The sequence below is a fragment of the Micromonospora sp. NPDC049049 genome (assembly GCF_040649115.1).
Taxonomy (GTDB): Bacteria; Actinomycetota; Actinomycetes; order Mycobacteriales; family Micromonosporaceae; genus Micromonospora.
This window is the reverse complement of the sequence record NZ_JBEZEX010000037.1, coordinates 25,453-47,502: the sequence shown is the minus strand read 5'-3', so window position 1 is coordinate 47,502 and position 22,050 is coordinate 25,453. Positions and strand designations below refer to the sequence as shown.

At 71.5% G+C, this 22,050-nt stretch carries 17 protein-coding genes; 14 read left to right on the top strand and 3 right to left on the bottom strand.

Going from position 1 to position 22,050, the window contains the following annotated elements; genetic code table 11:
* Nucleotides 1-138: 138 nt before the first annotated feature.
* Nucleotides 139-1,158 (bottom strand): ArsR family transcriptional regulator, encoded by a 1,020-nt coding sequence (locus AB0B68_RS28070; RefSeq protein WP_357195351.1) that lies wholly within the window; start codon nt 1,156-1,158, stop codon nt 139-141.
* A 308-nt stretch (nt 1,159-1,466) separates the two neighbouring features.
* Here AB0B68_RS28070 and ileS point away from each other — a divergent pair, with 308 nt between their 5' ends.
* Together ileS and AB0B68_RS28060 are read left to right on the top strand one after the other, a co-directional pair.
* A complete protein-coding gene (gene ileS / locus AB0B68_RS28065; RefSeq protein ID WP_357263835.1) occupies nt 1,467-4,733 on the top strand; it encodes an isoleucine--tRNA ligase in 3,267 nt (1,088 codons plus the stop codon).
* A gap of 105 nt (nt 4,734-4,838) precedes the next feature.
* Nucleotides 4,839-5,528: a lysophospholipid acyltransferase family protein gene (locus AB0B68_RS28060; RefSeq protein ID WP_355009324.1), complete on the top strand. Its 690-nt coding sequence runs from the start codon at nt 4,839-4,841 to the stop codon at nt 5,526-5,528.
* A 39-nt stretch (nt 5,529-5,567) separates the two neighbouring features.
* On the opposite strand, the gene AB0B68_RS28055 is transcribed toward AB0B68_RS28060, so the two are convergent.
* Nucleotides 5,568-6,938, bottom strand: a complete 1,371-nt coding sequence (locus tag AB0B68_RS28055) for a hypothetical protein (protein ID WP_357263832.1) — start codon at nt 6,936-6,938, stop codon at nt 5,568-5,570.
* Between the two features lie 107 nt (nt 6,939-7,045).
* On the opposite strand from AB0B68_RS28055, the gene AB0B68_RS28050 reads away from it, so the two are divergent.
* From AB0B68_RS28050 to AB0B68_RS28000, 11 genes are all read left to right on the top strand, one after another.
* Nucleotides 7,046-9,100 (top strand): TIGR03960 family B12-binding radical SAM protein, encoded by a 2,055-nt coding sequence (locus AB0B68_RS28050; RefSeq protein WP_357195358.1) that lies wholly within the window; start codon nt 7,046-7,048, stop codon nt 9,098-9,100.
* A gap of 261 nt (nt 9,101-9,361) precedes the next feature.
* Nucleotides 9,362-9,802: a hypothetical protein gene (locus AB0B68_RS28045; protein ID WP_357195360.1), complete on the top strand. Its 441-nt coding sequence runs from the start codon at nt 9,362-9,364 to the stop codon at nt 9,800-9,802.
* Between the two features lie 10 nt (nt 9,803-9,812).
* Nucleotides 9,813-11,300 (top strand): hypothetical protein, encoded by a 1,488-nt coding sequence (locus AB0B68_RS28040; protein ID WP_357263829.1) that lies wholly within the window; start codon nt 9,813-9,815, stop codon nt 11,298-11,300.
* A gap of 10 nt (nt 11,301-11,310) precedes the next feature.
* Entirely contained in the window at nt 11,311-12,723 is a 1,413-nt protein-coding gene (gene mycP / locus AB0B68_RS28035) for a type VII secretion-associated serine protease mycosin (RefSeq protein ID WP_357263826.1), read from the top strand.
* Nucleotides 12,724-12,882: 159 nt separating this feature from the next.
* On the top strand, nt 12,883-13,695 hold the full coding sequence (locus AB0B68_RS28030) for a TIGR03936 family radical SAM-associated protein (protein WP_357195368.1): 813 nt from the start codon (nt 12,883-12,885) through the stop codon (nt 13,693-13,695).
* Between the two features lie 131 nt (nt 13,696-13,826).
* On the top strand, nt 13,827-16,943 hold the full coding sequence (locus AB0B68_RS28025) for an Rne/Rng family ribonuclease (RefSeq protein WP_357263823.1): 3,117 nt from the start codon (nt 13,827-13,829) through the stop codon (nt 16,941-16,943).
* 116 nt (nt 16,944-17,059) lie between these two features.
* Nucleotides 17,060-17,542 carry a hypothetical protein gene (locus AB0B68_RS28020; RefSeq protein WP_357195374.1) on the top strand — a complete coding sequence of 161 codons (483 nt, stop codon included), beginning with the start codon at nt 17,060-17,062 and terminating at the stop codon, nt 17,540-17,542.
* A gap of 166 nt (nt 17,543-17,708) precedes the next feature.
* Nucleotides 17,709-18,023 carry a 50S ribosomal protein L21 gene (gene rplU, locus AB0B68_RS28015; RefSeq protein ID WP_007464063.1) on the top strand — a complete coding sequence of 105 codons (315 nt, stop codon included), beginning with the start codon at nt 17,709-17,711 and terminating at the stop codon, nt 18,021-18,023.
* An 11-nt stretch (nt 18,024-18,034) separates the two neighbouring features.
* Nucleotides 18,035-18,289, top strand: coding sequence for a 50S ribosomal protein L27 (gene rpmA, locus AB0B68_RS28010; RefSeq protein ID WP_007464062.1), 255 nt, complete (start codon nt 18,035-18,037; stop codon nt 18,287-18,289).
* Between the two features lie 96 nt (nt 18,290-18,385).
* Complete coding sequence (obgE, locus tag AB0B68_RS28005) at nt 18,386-19,864, top strand: GTPase ObgE (RefSeq protein ID WP_357195377.1); 1,479 nt, start codon at nt 18,386-18,388, stop codon at nt 19,862-19,864.
* 70 nt (nt 19,865-19,934) lie between these two features.
* Nucleotides 19,935-20,384, top strand: coding sequence for a GNAT family N-acetyltransferase (locus AB0B68_RS28000; RefSeq protein ID WP_355009314.1), 450 nt, complete (start codon nt 19,935-19,937; stop codon nt 20,382-20,384).
* Nucleotides 20,385-20,462: 78 nt separating this feature from the next.
* Here AB0B68_RS28000 and AB0B68_RS27995 read toward each other — a convergent pair whose 3' ends face one another.
* Nucleotides 20,463-20,954: a DUF4383 domain-containing protein gene (locus AB0B68_RS27995; protein WP_357195381.1), complete on the bottom strand. Its 492-nt coding sequence runs from the start codon at nt 20,952-20,954 to the stop codon at nt 20,463-20,465.
* 229 nt (nt 20,955-21,183) lie between these two features.
* On the opposite strand from AB0B68_RS27995, the gene AB0B68_RS27990 reads away from it, so the two are divergent.
* Entirely contained in the window at nt 21,184-22,029 is an 846-nt protein-coding gene (locus AB0B68_RS27990) for a hypothetical protein (protein ID WP_357195384.1), read from the top strand.
* The last annotated feature ends 21 nt before the right edge of the window (nt 22,030-22,050 follow it).

Genomic DNA, 22,050 nt, shown 5'->3' with positions numbered 1-22,050 from the left:
GCCCCGGCAGGCCGAACAGCTCCCCGTTGCCGACCGTCAGGTCGACGCCGCGGTCTGCCCGGACCTTCCGACGCTCGTGATCAGCAGGCTAGAAGTGACGGATACGGGTGGGAAACGGATTCGGATCGAGCCGAATGCTCAGGCCGAGGCGCTCGTCGGCTCGTCACCGACGAGCTGCACCAGTGCCAGACCGGCCGGTTCCAGCCCGTACAACACCCGCCGGCCCACCCGGCGCCGGTGTACCACGCCGGCGGCCAGCAGCGCGGAGAGCTGCTCCGACACGGTGCTCGGAGCCAGCCCCAACGTGGCCGCGAGGCCCGCGGTGGTGGCTGGCCTCGCCAGCGCCCGCAGCACCTGGGCGCGACCCCGACCGACCAGCACCGCCAGCCGGTCCGTGGCCGGTGTCGTCCGGGCCGCCGAGACCGGCCCACCCTCGGCGAGCACTGCCGCCCCGCGCGCCTGGTAGGAGACGGCGATGATCTCCGGATGGTCGGTGGCGCAGACGAGTGCCCCCTCCGAGAAGATCAAGGGGAGAAGCAGCAGTCGCTGGTTCACCGCCGTGAACTGCTGCTCCGACGGCTTCACCAGGGTCAGCACCGGCTTGTTCCAGCGCACCCGTTCGTGCAGGTTCTCCAGGAGCGCGTCCGGGCCGTACGCGGCGAGCGCCCGGGCCCGATGCAGCACCTCCTCGTCCAGCGCCGCCTGCATCGCCGGCCACCACGGCGCTATGGCCGCGTCCCAGTACGCCTGGATGCCGTCGGCGAGCCGGTCCAGGGCGGCCCGCCGGTCCGTGACGAACGGGCGGAGCCACTCCGGCAGGTCGTCCGGGTGGTAGTAGTGGGGGATCTGCTCGGTGATCACCTCGGCCGGCGTCGCGCGCAGCTCGGCGAGCTGGTCGGCCAGGGTCGGCGCGGCCAACGTGGGGATCGGGCTGAGGAAGTCCGGTGCGGGTAGGCCGATGGTCAGCAGCCGGGCCGGTGCGGTCGCCGGCACGTCGTCGAGCACCCGCCGTGCGTGCCGCGCCCAGGCGGTGTACGGCCAGGGCGCCTCAACCGGATTGCGGTGCAGCAGTAACAGACTGGTCAGCACCTCCCAGAGCGGGCTGGTGGCGATCCGGGTCCGGAGCAGCGTCGGCTCGTCCAACTCGATCCGGATCACCCGGTCAGCCTAGGGTGCCGGCGCGGGCGTTCACTCGGCGGCGGGGCGGTCGGCGGGTCGAGTATCGTTGGACCCCGTAAGGCGATGACCCGGCCATCACCGGTGAGCCTCCGGAAGAACAGCCGGGCAACCGGCCCAGTAGAACCGGACGGGTGCGGCCCGTCACAGCCGACAATGAGCGGGCGGTCGATCCTGACCGCCAAGCGGGGTGGTACCGCGGGCCACCCGGGAGCGCCGTTCCAGGCGTACCCGGAGGTTCGTCCTCGCAGACCCACGTTGAGTGAGCTGCATGAGGAGAGCGACCCCCGATGGCCTATCCGTTGCACGACGCGACCGCCGCCGGTGTTCCGGCGAGCCCGGACCTGCCCGCGGTCGAGCGCCGCGTGCTGGAGCACTGGACGGCTGACAAGACCTTCGAGGCCAGCATCGAGGCCCGCCCCGCCGGCACCGACGGCAAGAACGAGTACGTCTTCTACGACGGCCCGCCGTTCGCCAACGGCCTGCCGCACTACGGTCACCTCTTCACCGGCTACGTCAAGGACGTGGTGCCGCGCTACCAGACCATGCGGGGCCGGCACGTCGAGCGGCGTTTCGGCTGGGACTGTCACGGCCTGCCCGCCGAGGTGGTGGCCGAGAAGCAGCTCGGCATCACCAGCAAGGCGGAGATCATCGACCTGGGCGTGGACCGGTTCAACGAGGCCTGCCGTACCTCGGTGCTGGAGTTCACCCAGGACTGGGAGCGGTACATCAACCGGCAGGCCCGCTGGGTCGACTTCACCAACGACTACAAGACCCTCGACCTGGACTACATGGAAAGCGTCATGTGGGCCTTCAAGACCCTGCACGACAAGGGTCTGATCTACGAGGGCTTCCGGGTGCTGGCGTACTGCTGGCGCTGTGAGACGCCGCTGTCGAACACCGAGACCCGGATGGACGACGTCTACCGGGACCGGCACGACCCCACCCTGTCGGTGTGGTTCGAGCTGACCGCCGACGAGTCCGCACCGGAGCTGCTGCGCGGGCCGGTCAAGCTGGGCGTCTGGACCACCACGCCGTGGACCCTGCCGTCGAACCTGGCGCTCGCCGTCGGGCCCGACATCGAGTACGCGGTGCTCGAACACCGGGGTTCCCCCGACAGCGAGCGCAGTGGCGACCGCTACCTGGTGGGGGCGGCGAGGCTGGCCGCGTACGCCAAGGAGCTGGAGGGCTACGAGCAGGTCGGCTCGGTGTACGGCCGGGACCTGGTCGGACGCCGCTACACCCCGCTGTTCGACTTCCTCGTCGAGCAGGCCGGGGAGAACGCCTACCAGGTGCTCGGCGCGGAGTTCGTCACCACCGAGGACGGCACCGGGATCGTGCACCTGGCCCCGGCCTTCGGTGAGGACGACCAGAACGTCTGCAACGCCGCCGGCATCCCCACCATCGTCACTGTCGACGACCACACCCGGTTCACCGCGCTGGTCCCGCCGTACCAGGGTGAGCAGGTCTTCGACGTCAACAAGCCGGTGATCCGGGAGCTGAAGGACCGGGGGGTGGTGCTCAGGCAGGACACCTACACCCACTCGTACCCGCACTGCTGGCGTTGCGACACCCCGCTGGTCTACAAGGCGGTGTCGTCGTGGTTCGTCGCGGTGACGCAGTTCCGGGACCGGATGGTCGAGCTGAACCAGGAGATCAACTGGACGCCCGGCCACATCAAGGACGGCTCGTTCGGCAAGTGGCTGGCCAACGCCCGGGACTGGTCGATCAGCCGGAACCGGTTCTGGGGCTCGCCGATCCCGGCGTGGAAGTCCGACGACCCGAACTATCCGCGCCTGGACGTCTACGGTTCGCTGGCCGACATCGAGCGGGACTTCGGCGTACGCCTGACCGACCTGCACCGGCCGGCGGTGGACGACCTGGTCCGCCCCAACCCGGACGACCCGACCGGGCAGTCGATGATGCGCCGGGTGCCGGAGGTGCTGGACTGCTGGTTCGAGTCCGGGTCGATGCCGTTCGCCCAGGTGCACTACCCGTTCGAGAACGCCGACTGGTTCGAGCACCACTACCCGGGTGACTTCATCGTCGAGTACATCGGGCAGACCCGTGGTTGGTTCTACACGATGCACGTGCTGGCCACCGCGCTGTTCGACCGGCCGGCGTTCCGTAACTGCCTGAGCCACGGGATCCTGCTCGGCTCGGACGGGCGCAAGATGTCCAAGAGCCTGCGCAACTACCCGGACGTCTACCACGTCTTCGACGCGTACGGCTCGGACGCGATGCGCTGGATGCTGATGTCCTCGCCGGTGCTGCGCGGTGGGGACATGGCGGTCACCGAGGCGGGCATCCGCGACGCCGTCCGGCAGGTGCTGCTGCCGCTGTGGAACGTGTACTACTTCTTCACGCTCTACGCCAACGCCGACGGGTATCAGGCCCGGCGACGTACCGACTCCACCCACCTGCTCGACCGGTACGTGCTGGCGAAGACGAACGAGCTGGTGTCCACTGTCGGCGCGCAGATGGACGCGTACGACATCTCCGGTGCCTGCGCCACCGTCCGGTCCTACCTTGACGCGCTGACCAACTGGTACGTGCGCCGGTCCCGGGACCGGTTCTGGTCCGGTGACGCCAACGCCTTCGACACCCTGTCGACGGTGCTGGAGACGCTCTGTCGCGTGGTGGCGCCGCTCGCGCCGCTGACCGCGGAGGAGATCTGGCGTGGCCTGACCGGGGAGCGTTCGGTGCACCTGACCGACTGGCCCTCGGCGGAGGAGTTCCCGGCCGACCACGATCTGGTCCGCGCGATGGACAACGTTCGGGCGGTCGCCTCGGCGGCGCTGTCGCTGCGCAAGGCCAAGGGGCTGCGGGTGCGACTGCCGCTGTCGACGCTGACAGTGGCCTCGCCGGCCGCGGAGCAGCTGCGGCCGTTCGCCGACCTGGTCGCCGACGAGGTCAACGTGAAGACCGTGGAGTTCAGCGCGGAGCTGTCCGCGTACTGCGAGCAGGTGTTGACTGTGGTTCCCCGGGCGCTCGGCCCACGCGTCGGCAAGCAGGTGCAGCAGGTGATCAAGGCGGTCAAGGCGGGCGAGTGGGAGCTGGTCGACGGCGCCCCGGTGGCCGCCGGCGTCACCCTCGCCGAGGGTGAGTACGAGTTGCGCCTGGTCGCCGCCGACGCCGAGCACTCCGCGCCGCTGCCCGGCGGCGAGGGAGTGGTGGTGCTGGACACCGACGTCACACCGGAACTGGCCGCCGAGGGGCTGGCCCGCGACGTGGTGCGGGTGGTGCAGCAGGCCCGCCGTGACGCCGACCTGGACGTCTCGGACCGGATCGTGGTGTCGGTGTCGGCGTCCGACGAGGTACGCGCGGCGGTGGCGGCGTACGTCGATTTCGTCTCCGCGGAGGTGCTGGCCGACTCGCTCGACTTCGTCGAGGGCCCGGACGGCTCCGCCGTCGAGGGCCCGGACGGCTCCGCCGTCGAGGGTCGGGACGGCTCCGTCGTCGAAGGGCTTAACGGCTCCGTCGTCGAGGGGCTGGAGGGCTTCGCCGGCGAGGTCGGCGATGGTGAGCGGGTAACGGTGGTCGTCCGCCGGGTATAACGGACCATCGCCAGGGTGCGGGCGCCTCACCACCTCCGTCCGGGAGGTGTGGAGGCGTCCGCTACCGTGACACCGCCTGCTCGCATTTCATCTGCCGGAGGACCAGTGCCGCTGCTCTACACCATCGGCAAGCTGACCGTGGGCCCCACGCTGCGGGTGGCGTTCCGCCCGACCGTGGAGGGTCTGGAACACGTGCCGGAGACCGGCGGCGCGATCTTCGCCGGCAACCACCTCTCGGTGGCCGACGAGTTGTTCCTCGGCACGGTCGTGCCCCGGCACCTGGCTTTCTGGGCCAAGTCGGAATATTTCAACGGCACCGGCGTCAAGGGTGCGATCTCCAAGTTCGTCCTCACCGGCCTGGGTGCGATCCCGGTCGAGCGGGCCGGCGGCCGGGCGGCGCTGTCCGCGTTCGACGCGGCGATCCCGGCGCTCAAGGGCGGTGACCTGGTGGTGGTCTACCCGGAGGGCACCCGCTCCCCGGACGGCAAGCTCTACCGGGGGCGGACCGGCGCGGCCCGGCTGGCGATCTCGGCCGGCGTGCCGATCATCCCGGTCGGCATGATCGGCACGGACAAGGCGCAGCCGATCGGCGCTCGGGTGCCCCGGCCGGGCACTGCCAAGATCACGGTTCGATTCGGCAAGCCGCTGGACTTCACCGGCCGACCGGACGACCGCGCCTCGCTGCGGCAGATGACCGACGAGCTGATGAGCGAGATCCAGAAGCTCACCGGCCAGGAGTACGTGCCCCGCTACGCCCCGCCGCGCGCCCACCCGGACCCGACCCGCGACGCCTGACCCCGCCGGCCGCACCCCGGCCGGGGCCAGGGTGCGGCATCAGCCCCGCTCGGGTTGGACGATCTGGGCGCGCAGGGTGCCCAACAGGTCGGAACTGTCGGCGACGGAGAGTCGGGTGAACACCCCGGTGGCGATGCTGCCGTGGTCGACCGACGTGCACACGACCACGGCGCCCCCGTCGGCGCTACCCACCGCGCACCGTTCGTGCCGGCCCCGTACACCGGTGTCCACGCTCTCCGGGGCACCCAACGCGTACCGATCGGTGAGCCGGCTGATCTCGGCCTCCGCGTCCGACTCCGGGGTCAGCCGGAAACCGGTGCCGCCGAAGACCGTCACCCGCTTGCCGCTCGTCGTGGCGTAGACGCCGGCGAACGTGTCCTCGGCCAGCCAGTTCTCCTTGCGTACCTCGCTCTCCAACTTCTGGGCCGCCTCGGTGCTGCGGCTGTCCTGCCGCAGGCTGAGGTCGTCCACCTGCACGGGCAGGGCCGCGCGCGCCGGGTACTGGGCCGAGATCGGGAACCCGTAGTAGGCGGGGCAACCACAACAGCAGGCCAGGGTGAGCAGCAGCAGCCACGGCCAGCGGCGTCGTCGGCGGACCGGAACCGGCACGTACCCCTTGGGGGCCTGCCACCCGGGCGGCGGTGATGGCGGTGGCGTGGTGGATCGCCGACCCCGGCGCTGCTTCGGCACCTTCGGCGGCGCGGGTGGTGCGGGTGGCGACATCGGCCGGGCCGGCACCATGGGTCCGATGGCCCGGGTTGCGCCCGGGGCGGCCGGCGGCGGCACCGGCTGCGACCCGGCCGGGGGAACGGGCGGCCCGGACCACTGCCGGGTGTCGCCCGATGAGGCCGGGGGAGCGGGCGGCCCGGACCACTGCCGGGTGTCCGGCGGCGTCGGATACGACATCGTGGGCGGCAGCGGGGGCAGTTCGGCGGAGGGCAGGTCCCAGCCGCCGGTGTCCACGCCGGCCCACGGGTCGACCGGGGTCTGGTCCTCCGGCGGCCCGGCGGCCACCGGCGGGAAAGGGGTCGGCTCGGCCGACTCGCCCCAGGCCTGTCGGCGGGGCAGCGGGGGTGGAACCGGGGCCGAACCACTCCACCGGGGCGCCGGGACCTCCGAGGCCGGGACCTCCGAGGCCGGGACCTCCGAGGCCGGGACCTCCGAGGCCGGGACCTCCGAGGCCGGGACCTCCGAGGCCGGGGCAGGCTCCGGCTGGTCCGGGGGTTCTGGCTGGTCCGAGTGGTCCGAGGGTTCTGGCAGGTCCGAGGGGTCCGGCTGGTCCGAGGGTTCCGGCTGCTCCGGGGGTACGGGTGGGGAGGTCGGCTCGTCGGCGACCGTCCGGTCCCGCTCCGGCTCCGCGCCCGGGGTGCTCCCGTCGGCCGGCTGTGCTCCCGGCTGGGTCTCCGGCATCGCGGCAATCTCCTCTCGCGCCGAACCGAGGTTAGTACCGCGCCGCCACCCCCGCCGATCGGGCGTGCGCGCGATCGGCGGCGGACGAACGCGTACCCTTGGGCATCATGAGTGCCCCGTCCACGAGCCCGCACGCGGCCGCGACCAACTCTCGCGACGACTCCAGCTCGGCCCGTCCGACGCCGCGCGTCGGCTCGGAGCCGTCGGTCTGGCCCCAGCTCGAGCCGCTGCTGCCCCAGATCTCCAAGCCCATCCAGTACGTCGGGGGCGAGTTGGGTGCGGTGACGAAGGACTGGGACGCGGCGACCGTGCGTTGGGCGCTGATGTATCCCGACGCCTACGAGGTGGGTCTGCCCAACCAGGGCGTGCAGATCCTCTACGAGGTGCTCAACGAGCTGCCCGACACCCTCGCCGAGCGGACGTACGCGGTCTGGCCGGACCTGGAGACGCTGATGCGCACGCACGGCGTGCCGCAGTTCACCGTCGACGCGCACCGGTCGGTGCGCGGGTTCGACGTGTTCGGCATCTCCTTCTCCACCGAGCTGGGTTACACGAACATGCTCACCGCGATCGACCTGGCCGGCATCCCGCTGCTGGCCGCCGACCGCACCGACGCCGACCCGGTGATCGTGGCCGGCGGGCACGCCGCGTTCAACCCGGAGCCGATCGCCGACTTCATCGACGCCGCGGTGCTGGGCGACGGCGAGGAGGCGGTCCTGGAGATCACCGCGATCGTCCGGGAGTGGAAGGCCGAGGGCTCGCCGGGCGGCCGCGACGAGCTGCTGCTGCGGCTGGCCCGCACCGAGAGCGTCTACGTGCCGCGCTTCTACGACGTCGACTACCTGCCGGACGGCCGGATCCAGCGGGTCGTACCGAACCGGGCGGATGTGCCGTTCCGGGTGCACAAGCGCACGACGATGGACCTGGACGCCTGGCCGTACCCGAAGAAGCCCCTCGTGCCGCTGGCCGAGACGGTGCACGAGCGGTACGCGGTGGAGATCTTCCGGGGTTGCACCAGGGGTTGCCGGTTCTGCCAGGCCGGGATGATCACCCGTCCGGTGCGGGAGCGGTCGATCACCACTGTCGCGCAGATGGTCCGCGAGGGCCTGGAGTTCTCCGGCTTCTCCGAGGTCGGCCTGCTGTCGCTCTCCTCGGCGGACCACTCCGAGATCGGCGACATGTGCTCGGGCCTCGCCCAGCAGTACGAGGGCACGAACGTCTCGCTGTCGCTGCCCTCGACCCGGGTGGACGCCTTCAACATCGACCTCGCGCAGGAGCTGTCCCGCAACGGGCGGCGTACCGGCCTGACCTTCGCCCCGGAGGGCGGGTCGGAGCGGATCCGCAAGGTCATCAACAAGATGGTGTCGAAGGAAGACCTGATCCGTACGGTCGTCACCGCGTACACCAACGGGTGGCGGCAGGTGAAGCTCTACTTCATGTGCGGCCTGCCCACCGAGACCGACGAGGACGTCCTCGAGATCGCCGAGATGGCCCACGAGGTGATCAGGGCCGGCCGGGCCGCGACCGGCTCCAAGGACATCCGCTGCACGGTCTCCATCGGCGGGTTCGTGCCGAAGCCGCACACCCCGTTCCAGTGGGCCGCGATGGACCGTCCGGAGGTCATCGACCACCGGCTCAAGATCCTCAAGCAGGCCATCAACGCGGACCGTTCGCTGGGCCGGGCCATCGGCTACCGCTACCACGATGGCGAGCCGTCGCTCATCGAAGGGCTGCTCTCCCGGGGTGACCGCCGGGTCGGGTCGGTCATCCGCAAGGTCTGGGAGAACGGCGGCCGGTTCGACGGGTGGAGCGAGCACTTCTCGTACCAGCGCTGGGTGCAGGCTGCGGCCGAGACGCTGCCCGCGTTCGGGGTGGACCTCGACTGGTACACCACCCGTCAGCGCGACGAGCTGGAGGTCCTGCCCTGGGACCACCTCGACTCGGGCCTCGACAAGGACTGGCTCTGGCAGGACTGGCAGGACGCGTTCAGCGAGTTCGAGCAGGACGACTGCCGGTGGACGCCCTGCTTCGACTGCGGCGTCTGCCCGTCGATGGACACCGAGATCCAGATCGGCCCCACCGGCAAGAAGCTGCTGCCGCTCACCCCGCTGGGCGGCAACGGCATGAAGGTCCCGTCGGGTCACTCGCACTCGCACCCCTGACCGCGCCGCAGTGAGGTAGCGCCGGCTGGCGCTGACCCGCCACCCTCCACATCCGACATGTCGCCCAACGGGTCCGCGTCTCGCGGGCCCGTTGGCGTTGTTCGGGCTCGGCCCGTCCGGTGGCCCGCGCCGAACCGTCCACGAGATCGGCCGTCATCTGTACCACGTGCTGGTGGCTGGGGCTGCCTCGACTAGGTCAGACTCGATACGCTGCGTCTGACATGGACCGACCCGGCGGGTCGGGGACGGGGGAGGAATCGCATGGGTAGCATCCCGCCGCCGAGCATCGGCGATCTGCACGTCAGCGTCGAGGACCTGGACGCCGCCGCCACATACGTCGAGCGGCTCCGGCAGTACATCGACGACACCATCAAGTACGAGATGGAACGCATCAAGACGCGGATGAAGGGCGACAGTAACAACGCCCAGGCCGTCCCCGGCGGCACGCCGTTCGGCGCGTACGAGGACGCCGTCATGCAGTGGCGGGCCCTGGAGGCGTCAACGGTGAACATGGAAGCGCACCTCAACGCCCTCTCCCAGAAGCTCGCCGCGCTCAAGGAAGGCACCGAGGAGATCGCGAAGGCGTTCCGCGACACCGAGGCGCGCAACGGCGCCAACGGCAAGGAGATCGAGCGGCTGCTGGAGTCGGCGGCCCCGCCGCCCACTGCCAGCGGCGCGCCCACCTACCCGTACACGGCCTGAGGGGGACGTCATGGCTGGAGGAACCTGGGAGCGGTGCGTCCGTGAGGTGACGCTCTCCGCGGACCCGGAAACGGTCGGATCGGTCGGAGCGGGCTGGAGCAACCTCTCCAGCGGCCTGCAACAGCTGCGGGACGCGCTCGTCGGTCGCTCGTTCGTCGGCCCGATCGCGACCGGCCAGGAGCGCCCGCACGTCGGCGGGCTGCCCGGGATGCTCGCCGGTTGGAAGGGCGGCGGTGGTGACGCGTACCGCGAGCACCTGGGCAAGATAGGCAAGCAGATCGAGGATCTCATCACCGACGCGACCAACGTCAGTGGCGCGTTGACGCGGATCGAGGGCGACATCCGCAAGTCGGTCTCCACGATCCCGATTCCGCTGATGGACGACTTCGGCTTCAACGAGTGGAGCCTGCCCAACGGCACCGAGCTCGACGATGCCCGCGACGGCGAGAGCTCGTCGGGGTTCCTCGCCGCGCTGCGCAAGGACTACCAGAGCAACCCCGGCTCGTACGCCGACGGCGCGTTCCGGGACAAGGCCGACGACCTGGAAGCGACGATGAAGGTCGACGGCCAGGCCGGTGACCAGAAGCGGGGCGGCTGGTGGGACACCGGAGCCCACCTGGACAACTGGTATCGGGACAATCAGAACGCGGCGAACACGGCGATGGCACCGCTGCCCCAGGCCGTCTATACGGAGCGCCCCAAGCTCACCGTCAACAGCCCGGAAAAAGGGGCCATAGAGGACGATTTTCGTCGGGACCCCCGGGTCCCGCCCTCGGGGCGGCCCGACATCGGTGGTGGCGAATTCGGCGGGAAGCCCGACATCGGTGGTGGCGGCCCCACGATCGGCAGCAGGCCGCCGGGCATCGGTGACACGGGCGGTCCGACGTCCACCGTCGACCCGTTCTCTCCGACCAAGCCCGGTGGGCTTGGCGAGGGCTCGCCCACCGGCGGCACGGGTCAGTTAACACCCCCGTCGACGGGCTCCGGCTTGCCGGGCTACGCGGACGGCGACGCTGGCTACAGCAGCGGGCTGGCCGGCGCCACCCCGGGCGGGGTCGGCGGCCTGGGCGGCGGCATCGGCGGCGGCGGGGTCGGCAGCGCCGGTCTCGGTGGCGCCGGCGGTGGTTTCGGCGGCGGTGCCGGCGTCGGCTCGGCCGGCGGGATCGGCGGCGGTGCCGGCGGTGGCCTGGGCGGCGGTGCCGGGATCGGCGTGGGCGGCATCCCCGGCATGGTGGGTGGCGGCAACGGAAAACTGCCGCCGATGACGAGCGCGGCGAACGCGTTGCGCACCGCCCAGGCCGCCGGCGGCGCCGGGATGGCGGGCGGCGCGCGTGGTGCCGGCGTCGGCGGTGCCGGAATGATGGGCGGCGGAATGATGGGCGGCGCGGGTGGTGCCGGCCAGGGTGGCAGCACCGGCTCCGAGCACTCGTCGTGGTTGACTGAGGATGACGATCCGTGGGGTCCTGGTGACGGGGCGTCCCCGGGTGTCCTTCGATGAGGATGGACGGATGAGGGTGAACGTCGGACGCCTCCGGCCGGTAGTCGCCTGTCTGCTGGCGGGGTTCCTGGTGGTGGGGGCCGCTCAGCCGGCGGCAGCCGCACCCCGGCGGGCCGAGCAGTGGTATCTGGACGAGCTCCGGATCGACCAGGTGCACAAGATCTCGACCGGGCGGGGCGTGGTCGTGGCCGTGGTCGACACTGGCGTCGAGGCCAGCCACCCGGACCTGCGAGGTCAGGTGCTTCCCGGTGGACGCAGCTACGGCGCCTCCGGAGACGGCCGGGCCGACGAGGTCGGGCACGGCACGCACATGGCCGGCATCATCGCGGCGAAACCCAGCGGCGACGGGGTGGACGGCATCGCCCCCGGCGCGAAGATCCTGCCCATCAAGATGCGCAAGGAGGACGGGGTCTACACCGACGCCGAGATTGCCCGGGGCATCAGGATGGCCGTCGACGGCGGGGCCAAAGTGATCAACGTATCCATTGGTAGCCCCGGCTTCGCCAATCCCGTGCAGCAGAGCGCAATCAAGTACGCGTTGGACCGTGACGTCGTCCTGGTCGCCTCCGCGGGTAACACCGCCCAGGGCCGCACCACAGTGGGCAAGCCCGCCAACACCCCCGGTGTCATCGCGGTGACCGGGACGACCAGGGGCGGCGCGTTCTGGTCCGGTTCGGTCCAGGGGCCGGAGGCGGTGGTCGCCGCTCCGGGCGACGGGATCTACAACGTCGCCAACGAGGGGGGCTACGGCTGGGGCGACGGGACCTCCGACTCGAGCGCGATCGTCTCCGGTCTCGCCGCCTTGATCCGGTCGAAATTTCCGGACCTCAGCGCTGCCAACGTGATCAACCGGATCATCCGGACCGCGCGGGACGCCGGTGCGTCCGGGCGGGACCCGCAGTACGGCTTCGGGGTGATCGACCCGACGCGGGCGCTGACCGCGAACGTGCCACCGGTCACCGCCAATCCGCTGCTCGACCCGGCCGTCGCGGCGACCGACCCGGGCCCGGGTCGTGCCGAGGGTGCGGACGAGGAGTTCGACGTCACCCAGCACGGCGATCGCGGTGGCCCCACCGACCAGCAGGTCATGGTGGTCGGCATCGGCATCGCCGTGGTGCTGGTGTTGCTGCTGGGTCTGGTGGTCTTCCTCATCTGGAACCGTCGTCGGTACCGGCGGGAGGCGGCCCGGGCCGCCGACATCCCGGACGAGGTGCTCGACCGGGTGGCCCAGGGCGCGTACCCCCCACCTGACGCGGGTTACGCCCCGCCGCCGGGCTACCCGCCCCCACCCGGTTACGCCCCTCCTGCCGGGTACGCGCCGCCTTCCGGCTACGCCCCACCGCCGGGCTACACCCCGCCCCCGCCCTCCGGCTACGGTCCGCCTCCGGGCGGGTCGCCGCCCGCGCCGCCGTCGGAGCGGTAACCGGTCCCGATCATGATGGCCGGCCGGTGACCTCCGCGGTCGCCGGCCGGCCACCGCCTTTCCCGGCGGGGGGTCGCGGCCGTCGCGACCGGTTTGTGCCCGTCCGTCACTGCGGTTTCGGCCGCCCCGGCTGCGTACCGTCACGAGCCCTGCGCCAGGATGGGCGGACACGCAGGTACACCCGAGGAGCCCACGATCGCCAAGAAGCCTCAACCCGAGGGCGGCCAGGCACCGGTCGTCCAGCGCGTCCGCATCCGGTACGCCAAGCGCGGGCCGCTGCGATTCACCTCGCACCGGGACTTCGCCCGGGCGTTCGAGCGCGCGCTACGGCGGGCGGCTGTGCCGGTCGCCTTCTCCCAGGGTTTCCACCCGCACCCGAAGATCTCCTACGCCAGCGCCGCCCCGACCGGGGTGGCGAGCGAGGCGGAGTACCTGGAAATCGCCCTTCAGGCGGCTGTCGACCCGGAGGCGTTGCGCGCCGCGTTGGACGCCGCGCTCTCGCCGGGGCTGGACGTCCTGGACGCCGTGATCGCCGAAGGGGGCAACCTGCCGGACCGGATCGAGGCGTCGCACTGGCACATCGAGTTGCCTGAGGTCGACACGGCGGTGCTGCGCGACGCCGTGGACGCCTTCGTCGCGGCCGACGAGGTGCTGGTCGAGCGGATGACCAAGCAGGGTCGACGTACTTTCGACGCCCGAGCCGCCGTGATGTCGATCGATGTCCAACTGCCGACGCCGACGCCTTCCGGGGCGCCGGCCGTACCGTGTGCGATACTCGAACTGGTCGTGCGGCAGGTCACCCCGTCCGTACGGCCCGATGACGTCCTTTCCGGCCTCCGCGTGGTGGCCGACCTGGAGCCGCCGGTTTCGCCGAGGGTGACACGGCTGGCTCAGGGCACGTTGACCGCGCAGGGTGCGATCGTGGATCCGTTGGATGCGGACCGCGACGGGGCAGCCATCGTTGGGCACTGACCGACGGTCGGTGTTCTGGCAGGCAGACTTCGGCGGTCGCGCACCACGCGCGCCCGGCGGAAACACTTTTGCGGCGACCCTGCGTGGCAGCGCTCACCCGCGCCCGGGCTAGCCAGAACTGGAGAACGTCCATGCTCGAGAACGAGCCCGAGGGCGGCGAACGGGCCGGTTCACAGCCGGCCGGTGCAAGCGCCGACCACAGCACCACGGCCGACGGCGGCGCCGTCGAGACCCCCACCACGGCTGTCGGTTCGGCCTCGGTGGAACCGGCGGAGAGCGCTTCCGCTGAGGTCGCCGAACCCGCCGCGCCGGTGCGGCGCACCCGGACGACCCGTCGTCGGGCCGCCCCGCTCAACCAGCCGGAGCAGACCGACGCCCCGATCGAGGCGCCCACCGGTGGCGCCGGCAACGTCGAGTCGCCGCAGGCGGAGGTCTTCGCCCCGATCTCCGGCGACCTGGACGTCGCACCGAAGACCCCCCGGCGTCGCCGCAAGGCCACCCCCGTCGAGACGACAGCCGAGGAGCCGCTGGTCGCCGCCGCTGCGGAGGCGGCCTCGGCCGAGGTGGTGCCGCCGGTCAAGGTGACCCGTACCCGGCGCAAGAAGGCCACGCCGGCGGCCGTCGAGGAGCCGCCCGCCGTCGAGCAGCCGGCCGCGGCCGACGAGCAGCCCGCGGTCGAGGAGCCGGTCGTCGAGGAGCCGGACGTCACCGAGGAACCGGCGGAGTCCGACCTGCGCGAGGCCGAGGCCGAGTTGAACGACTCCCCGGCCCTCCCGAGCACGTCCGCTGCCGAGCTGGCCTGGAGCAGCGGTGCGCAGGACCGCTCCGGCGAGGTGCCACCGGGTGTGGCCGTCTCCGGTGTGACGGATGAGCCGACCGAGCCGGCCGAGATCGAGCCGGAGCAGCCGCGTACCCGTCGTCGGCGCGCTGCGCTGTCCGCGCCCACAGTGCTGTTCATGGCACCCCAGCCGGACGCCGTGCCGGTGACCCGCCCGGTGGAGCCCGCCGCGGCGACCGAGGAGCCGGCCGTCGAGGAAGCCGCCGAGCCGTCCCGCCGCCGTCGGCGTGGTCGCCGTGAGGCCGAGCCGGTGGAGCCGATCGAGGCCGTCGAGGCCGAAGAGGAGCCGACCGAGGAGGCCGACGAGGCCGCCGAGGCGGATGAGGATGACGAGGACAGCGCCGCCGCGCGCCGCCGCCGCCGACGTGGTCGCCGGGGCCGTGGCCGGGGCAAGGGCGGCGCCGACGACGCCGAGGACGAGGAGTCCGAGGAGGCGGCGCAGGCCGACGAGGAAGAGACCGCCGAGGTCGAAGCCGAGGGCGACGAGGACGAGGAGTCCGAGGGCGGGGACGGTCTGACCCGTCGTCGTCGTCGCCGCCGCCGTCGTGGCGCCGGCGACACCGAGGGTGCGGCGGACGACGGTGTGCCGACCGTGGTGAAGATCCGCGAGCCGCGTCGGACCGTCGACGAGGTGCAGGGTGTGTCCGGCTCGACCCGGCTGGAGGCCAAGCGCCAGCGCCGCCGGGACGGTCGGGAGCAGCGCCGTACCCGACCGCCGATCCTCAGCGAGTCGGAGTTCCTGGCGCGCCGCGAGGCCGTCGACCGGGTGATGGCGGTCCGCCAGCGCGGTGACCGCACCCAGATCGCCGTCCTGGAGGACGGCGTGCTGGTCGAGCACTACGTCACCCGCAATTCCTCCGGGACGATGGCCGGCAACGTGTACCTCGGCAAGGTGCAGAACGTGCTGCCGAGCATGGAGGCCGCGTTCGTCGACGTCGGTCGGGGCCGTAACGCCGTGCTGTACGCCGGCGAGGTCAACTGGGACACCTCCGGGTTGGAGGGGCGGGCCCGCTCGATCGAGCAGGCGCTGCGCTCCGGCGACTCGGTGCTGGTCCAGGTCACCAAGGACCCGATCGGGCACAAGGGCGCACGGCTGACCAGCCACATCGCGCTCTCGGGCCGGCACCTGGTCTACGTGCCCAACGGCAACGCCTCCGGGATCAGCCGCAAGCTGCCGGACAACGAGCGCAAGCGACTGCGGGACGTGCTCAAGAAGCTGGTCCCGGACGGCGCGGGCGTGATCGTCCGGACGGCCGCCGAGGGCGCCACCGAGGACGAGTTGGCCCGCGACGTCAAGCGGCTCCAGGCGCAGTGGGAGGACATCCAGGCCAAGGCTGCCGAGGGTGGCGCTCCGGTGCTGCTCTACGGGGAGCCCGACCTGGTCATCCGGGTGGTCCGGGACCTGTTCAACGAAGACTTCCGCGAGCTGGTGATCGAGGGCGAGCAGTCGTACGACATGGTCGAGTCGTACCTGTCGCACGTCTCCCCGGATCTGGTCGACCGGGTGCGCCGGCACGTCGGCACGAGCGACGTCTTCGCCGAGTACCGGATCGACGAGCAGATCATCAAGGGCCTGGACCGCAAGGTCTTCCTGCCCTCCGGCGGCTCGCTGGTGATCGACCGTACCGAGGCGATGACTGTCGTCGACGTCAACACCGGCAAGTACACCGGCTCCGGGGGCAACCTGGAGGAGACCGTCACCCGTAACAACCTGGAGGCGGCGGAGGAGATCGTCCGTCAGCTCCGGCTGCGGGACATCGGCGGCATCGTGGTGATCGACTTCATCGACATGGTGCTGGAGTCAAACCGTGAGCTGGTGCTGCGCCGACTCACTGAGTGCCTGGGCCGGGACCGCACCAAGCACCAGGTCACCGAGATCACGTCGCTCGGCCTGGTGCAGATGACTCGTAAGCGGATCGGCGCGGGCCTGCTGGAGGCGTTCAGCGAGACCTGCGAGTGCTGCAAGGGCCGGGGCGTCATCATCCACACCGAGCCGGTGCCGGAGAAGCCGCGTCCCGCCGGCGCGGGGGAGAAGGTCAAGGCGGTCGCCTCAGCGGTGGCTCCCGCCCCGGCGGCCGAGCAGGGTGCCCCCTCGTCCCGTCGCCGGGCGCGCAAGAACGCCCCGGCCGCGGCCGAGCGGACCGCTGTCGAGGTCGTCGACACCGACACCACTGCCGAGCCGGACGCCGCCTACCAGGACACCATGGGCTACGACCTGTCCCGCTACGAGTCGGACACCGCCGCCGCACCGGCGATCTCCGACGCTCAGCAGGGTGAGTCGGCTCGGTTGGCCGCGGCGGACGACCCGGACGCGCTCGCCGACGCTGAGGGCGACGAGGAAAGCACCGAGGGCGGTGGCGGCCGCCGCCGGTCGCGTCGCGGTGGCGCCCGTCGGCGGACCCGCCCCTGAGCGCCTGACCGGCCACGTGTTTGACGAGGTCCCTCTCCCGGCAAAGTGACGGGGGAGGGACCTCGCCGTTGTGGCCACCCGGTCCTCGGTCGGCTGTCCCCGGTCAGGAGAAGAAGATGCGCCGTCTGCTCGCGGTCACCGCGCTGCTCACCATGCTCTCCGTCGCGGCCGGCTGCTCCACCGGTGGGACCGCCGAGGACGCCGGCTCGGCGGTCGCTGGCACCCCTGGGGGCCCGACCGGCATGCCGGCCAGCGGTGGTGTGGCGGGCGGCGACGCCACCCAGGTGTGCGCCGCCGCACAGGAGGCCAGCACCACTGCCGTTCGGACGTACGTGGGTGAGCTGGGTCGGATGCTCGCGGCGGTGGGCGCCGGGGACAGCCGCACCGCCGAGGCCGCCCGGAGCCGGGCCGAGGGGGCGCTGGCGGGCTGGCGGACCGTCCTGCGGGAGCAGTCGGAGCGGACCGACGATCCGCAGCTCAAGACGCTGCTCACCGACCTCGGCGCCGAGGTTTCCGCGCTCGGGGCCGACGTCGAGTCGATCGACGAGACCGAACTCGACCGGCTCCAGCAGCGCCTCGACCAGCTCTGCGAGCGCTGACCAGGGCGGGCCGGTTTGGGGTCCGGGCCAGCGATGGCGTACTCTTGCCTGCGGCCCACCTTTGGTGTGCCGAGTTCCCGTGTGCCCGCGCCGCCGTGCACTGCTACCCGGCGAGCCGCTGCGGGAACGACCGCCAGCAGCCTCAACGACAGGGAGTCCGCCTCCGATGTACGCGATCGTCAAGACCGGCGGCAAGCAGTACAAGGTCGCCGAGGGCGACGTGATCGAGGTCGAGAAGCTCACCGGTGCCCCCGGTGACGCGGTGAAGCTCACCGCGGTGCTCCTCGTCGACGGTGACGACCTGGTGACCGACGCGGCGAAGCTTGCCGAGGTCGCGGTGTCCGGCGAAATCGCCGCGCACACCAAGGGCCCGAAGATCCGGATCCACAAGTTCAAGAACAAGACTGGCTACCACAAGCGCCAGGGTCACCGTCAGCCGTTGACCCAGGTCAAGGTGACCGGCATCTCCAGCGGGAAGTAGGTCGTCCTCCAATGGCTCACAAAAAGGGTGCGTCCAGCTCGCGTAACGGTCGTGACTCCGCGGCCCAGCGACTCGGCGTGAAGCGCTTCGGTGGTCAGGTCGTCAGCGCCGGTGAGATCATCATCCGGCAGCGTGGCACCAAGTTCCACCCCGGTGACCTGGTCGGCCGTGGCGGCGACGACACGCTGTTCGCGCTGTCCGCCGGTGCGGTCCTGTTCGGCACCAAGCGCGGTCGCAAGACCGTCAGCATCGTTCCGCAGCAGTAGTTCTCGGGCTTAAGCGGGCCGCGGACCTCCGGGTCCCGGCCCGCTTAGCCTTTTTCGCGAAGTGCGAGGTTGGACCTCGCTGGAAGGATTGACGCCGTGGCAACGTTCGTTGACCGGGTCGTTCTGCATCTGCAGGCCGGCGATGGCGGGCACGGTTGTGTCTCGATCCACCGCGAGAAGTTCAAGCCCTTCGGTGGACCGGACGGCGGCAACGGTGGGCACGGGGGCAGCGTGTCCCTGGTGGTCGACCCGCAGGTGACCACGCTGCTCGACTTCCACTTCCACCCGCACGTCAAGGCCGACAACGGCAAGGGCGGCGCTGGCTCGAACCGGGACGGGGCCAACGGCCGCAACCTGGTGCTCAAGGTGCCCAACGGCACAGTGGTGCAGACCTCCGACGGTACGGTGCTGGCCGACATGGTCGGCGCCGGCACCACCTTCGAGGTCGCCCGTGGTGGGCGCGGCGGGCGGGGCAACGCCTCGCTGGCCAACGCCAAGCGCAAGGCGCCCGGCTTCGCCGAGCTGGGGGAGCCCGGCGACCAACTGGACATCGTGCTGGAGCTGAAGAGCGTCGCCGATGTGGGCCTGGTGGGCTTCCCGTCCGCCGGCAAGTCGTCGCTGATCTCGGTGATCTCCGCCGCGAAGCCGAAGATCGCCGACTACCCGTTCACCACCCTGGTGCCCAACCTCGGCGTGGTCCGGATGGACAACCACACCTTCACCGTCGCGGACGTGCCGGGCCTGATCCCCGGCGCGGCCACCGGTAAGGGTCTGGGCCTGGAGTTCCTGCGGCACATCGAGCGCTGCGCGGTGCTGGTGCACGTCATCGACTCGGCGACCCTGGAGCCCGGCCGCGACCCGGTGGCCGACATCGACGCCATCGAGGCGGAGCTGAGCCAGTACGGCGGTCTGGCTGACCGCCCACGTCTGGTCGCCGTGAACAAGGTCGACGTGCCGGACGGTCGCGACCTCGCCGAGATCGTGCGCCCCGACCTGGAGGAGCGCGGTTACCAGGTGTTCGAGGTCTCCGCGGCCACCCGGGAAGGGCTCAAGGAGTTGACCTACGCGATGGCCGAGCTGGTCGACGCGGAGCGTAAGGCCGCTCCGCCGGCCGAGCCGACCCGGATCGTCATCCGCCCGATCGCCGTGGACGACGACGGCTTCACCATCACGGCCGAGGCAGACGGCTCGTTCACTGTGCGCGGTGTGCGTCCGGAGCGTTGGGTCAAGCAGACCAACTTCGACAACGACGAGGCGGTCGGCTACCTGGCTGACCGGCTGGCCCGGCTCGGGGTGGAGGACAAGCTGGCCAAGGCCGGCGCGCAGCCCGGTGATCTGGTCCGGATCGGCGCGCGCGAGTTCGACTGGCAGCCGACGCTCTTCGCCGGCGTGGAGTTCGTGCCCGGTAACCGGGGCACCGACGTCCGCCTGGAGGAGAAGTCGAACCGGGCCTCCGCCGCAGATCGGCTCGCCGCCCGGAAGGCTCGCCGCGTGCGGCCGGAGGACGAGGTGGGCGCGGACCTCTCCGACGACGACATCGACGATGACATCGACGACGAGGACGACGCCGAGTAGTTCGTTGCGCTCCGTGGTGGGGTTGATTTCCGGAAACCTCCGCGAAATCCACGCGTCCTAGCGTGGGGTGATGCTGATCGAGTCCCGGCCTGCCACCGATCCGGAGATCGCCGCCATGGTCATCGCGCAGCAGCGTGAGCTGCGCGAGGCCGATGGCGGGTTGGACGGGCAGGTCTTCGTCCCCCATGACGACGTCAGCTACCTGGCGGTGGTGCTGAACGGTCGGGCGGTCGCCTGCGGCGGGCTCCAGGCACTCGATGCCGAGACCGGCGAGGTCAAGCGGATGTACGTCCGGCCCGCGTACCGGGGGCGGGGGATCGGTCGTCAGTTGCTGGCCGCGCTGGAGGAGTGCGCGTTCCGGCAGGGGCAGTCGGTGGTCTGCCTGGAGACGGGCACCTACCTGCCGGCCGCGATCGCTCTCTACTCCGCGTGTGGCTACCAGCAGATCCCGGTGTACGGCGAGTACGTGGGCAACCCGTACAGCGTCTGTTTCGCCAAGCGGTTGCCGGTCGCGGCCTGACGGCCGCGTCGCCGCTGCTGGCGTGCTCGACGGTCACCGGCTTCGGCCCGGCCGAACCCCGCTGCACCGAAACCCAGGTCAGTGCCGGTCGGCGGGGCTGTCCAGGCGTCCGCCGGTGCCGGCCTGGTTCGACAGCAGCAGCCCGAGCGCGAGCATTCCGAAGCCGAGCGCCAGGTGCAGCCAGTTGTCGGCGTCATTGACCGGCAGGATGTTCGCGCCGCCCTCCGGGTTGACCGCCTCGATCGCCAGGCCGTACAGCCAGAGAGCGAGGTAGACCGCGCCACCAGCGGCCAGGAAGACGCGGGCACCGGCGACGCTGCGGGCCAGCACCAGGCCGACCAGCCCGAAGAGCAGATGCACCACGTTGTGCAGGATCGACACCTGGAACAGCCCGAGCAGGTGGGCGTCCGAGTGGTGCCCGGCGAACCGCAGCTCGCCGTAGTCGGTGGTGATGCCGGGGATGAAGCCGAGGACGCCGATCAGGAGGAAGACCCCGGCCACCACCAGCGCGGCCAGCTGGACCCGGGGTCGGGGTCCGGCCGTTCGGCCGCCTCGTGCGTCTCGTGCCATCGCTGCCCCCTCCGTGGATCTGCCGATCTCGCGAACCTCACTGTCCGCAGCGGCGACGTGACGCAGCCCGACGATCCTCCATTTTGAAGACCAACCAGGGGGCCCCGCAGATAAATGCACGAAGAGGTATGGAAGCCGAAACGGAGGGTAGGTCAATAGTCAGCGGCCGCAGCAACGGGCCGCATCCCCCCAGCACAACCGCGACGACTTTCTGAGCGGAAGGGAAATCATGACTTACGATCTTTCACCTACGTCTTCCACGTACGGGCAGCAGTCGACCAACGGCGGTGGCGTCCGCGACCAGGCGCGCCAGGTCGGGTCGGAGGCCGCGCAGGCTGGTGGCGCGGTCGCCCAGACCGCCAAGGAGCAGGGCACCGAGGTCGGCCGTGAGGCGGCCCGGCAGGCCCGCAACCTGTACGGCGAGGCCCGCAGTCAGCTGGCAAGCCAGACCGGTGAGCAGCAGCGCCGGGCTGCCGGCGGGTTGCGTTCGCTGGCCGACGAGATGCGCTCGATGGCCGAGCAGGGTGGCCAGGCCGGCCCGGTGAGCGAGCTCGCCCGCCAAGCCGCCGACCGGGTGCACGGCGTCGCCGGCTGGCTCGAGGAGCGTGAGCCCGGCGACCTGATCACCGAGGTACGCGACTACGCGCGGCGTAACCCGGGCACCTTCCTGGTCGGCGCAGCGGTGCTCGGTGTGCTGGCCGGCCGGCTGACCCGTGGCATCTCGGCTGCCGGCGACGACTCCGGCAACGGTTCCTCGAACTTCCGGGGCGCCGGGGCGTACGACCCGGAGCAGACCGCTGTGATCCCGACGCCGCCGCCCGCGCCCCGCGCGGTGCCGGACGCCGTCCCGTCGGGCGGCTACCTCGACCCGACCCCCGGTACGCACACCCCGCCGACGTCCGGTGGCTACGCCGACCAGACGCCCGGTACCTACGCCGACTCGGCGCCCGGTGACTACGCCGAGCCCACTCGGGGCGATCACCCGGAGCACTCCGGCACCGGCCAGCCGCTGCCGCCGGTGACCCAGACCGACCCGCTGCCGGGCGTGCCGTCCAGCGGCACCCCTCGCCCGTGAGCCACCGAGTCATCCGAAGGG

Coding starts and splice junctions, on each gene's coding strand:
- AB0B68_RS28050 (WP_357195358.1), top strand. CDS start 7,046: ATGAGTGCCCCGTCCACGAGCCCGCACGCGGCCGCGACCAACTCTCGC.
- ileS (WP_357263835.1), top strand. CDS start 1,467: ATGGCCTATCCGTTGCACGACGCGACCGCCGCCGGTGTTCCGGCGAGC.
- AB0B68_RS28055 (WP_357263832.1), bottom strand. CDS start 6,938: ATGCCGGAGACCCAGCCGGGAGCACAGCCGGCCGACGGGAGCACCCCG.
- rpmA (WP_007464062.1), top strand. CDS start 18,035: ATGGCTCACAAAAAGGGTGCGTCCAGCTCGCGTAACGGTCGTGACTCC.
- AB0B68_RS28045 (WP_357195360.1), top strand. CDS start 9,362: ATGGGTAGCATCCCGCCGCCGAGCATCGGCGATCTGCACGTCAGCGTC.
- rplU (WP_007464063.1), top strand. CDS start 17,709: ATGTACGCGATCGTCAAGACCGGCGGCAAGCAGTACAAGGTCGCCGAG.
- AB0B68_RS27995 (WP_357195381.1), bottom strand. CDS start 20,954: ATGGCACGAGACGCACGAGGCGGCCGAACGGCCGGACCCCGACCCCGG.
- AB0B68_RS27990 (WP_357195384.1), top strand. CDS start 21,184: ATGACTTACGATCTTTCACCTACGTCTTCCACGTACGGGCAGCAGTCG.
- mycP (WP_357263826.1), top strand. CDS start 11,311: ATGAGGGTGAACGTCGGACGCCTCCGGCCGGTAGTCGCCTGTCTGCTG.
- AB0B68_RS28030 (WP_357195368.1), top strand. CDS start 12,883: ATGGGCGGACACGCAGGTACACCCGAGGAGCCCACGATCGCCAAGAAG.
- AB0B68_RS28020 (WP_357195374.1), top strand. CDS start 17,060: ATGCGCCGTCTGCTCGCGGTCACCGCGCTGCTCACCATGCTCTCCGTC.
- AB0B68_RS28000 (WP_355009314.1), top strand. CDS start 19,935: ATGCTGATCGAGTCCCGGCCTGCCACCGATCCGGAGATCGCCGCCATG.
- AB0B68_RS28040 (WP_357263829.1), top strand. CDS start 9,813: ATGGCTGGAGGAACCTGGGAGCGGTGCGTCCGTGAGGTGACGCTCTCC.
- AB0B68_RS28025 (WP_357263823.1), top strand. CDS start 13,827: ATGCTCGAGAACGAGCCCGAGGGCGGCGAACGGGCCGGTTCACAGCCG.